This is a genomic window from Bradyrhizobium sp. BRP20, from assembly GCF_020194215.1.
Taxonomy (GTDB): domain Bacteria; phylum Pseudomonadota; class Alphaproteobacteria; order Rhizobiales; family Xanthobacteraceae; genus Bradyrhizobium; species Bradyrhizobium yuanmingense.
Window position 1 is genome coordinate 1 of record NZ_JADYVY010000091.1, and the last position, 468, is coordinate 468.

Sequence of the window (468 nt, forward strand, 5' to 3'; positions counted from 1 at the left end):
CCGCCGCCGTAGTGCACTTCGGGCGTGGTCACGACGGCCAGCGGGCGCGGGCCGGCGAACAGGTACGGCGGCCAGAACACCTCGATACGCATCTCCTCGGTCTTGCGCGCCGGGTTGGAGCCCGCGGTCACGACCTTGCCGTCCGGCACCAGCAGCGCCACCGAGTGGTACAGCCGCGGCACCCGGCTCTCCGCGGCCATCGTCCACGTCCCGCTCACCGGGTCGAAGATCTCGGCCTCCAGCGCCGCCGCGGCCGCGTGCTCCTCCATCATCGAACCGCCGTTGACCAGCACGGTCCGGTCCGGCAGCAGCGTCGCGCACAGGTGCATCCGGGCCATGTGCAGGTCAGCCGCGGGCGTGTAGCGGGGCGCGGCGGCGGACAGGTCCGCGATGGCGGCCGAGGCGGTCGCGCCGGAGTGGTCGTGCATGTCCTGCGGCCCGCCGCCGGCGATCATCACCCGCTGGTCC

General features: G+C 73.9%; 1 pseudogene. It reads right to left on the reverse strand.

Annotated features, from left to right (window positions below):
* A pseudogene (locus I6F33_RS37935) lies at positions 1–468 on the reverse strand (hypothetical protein); the annotation flags it as partial.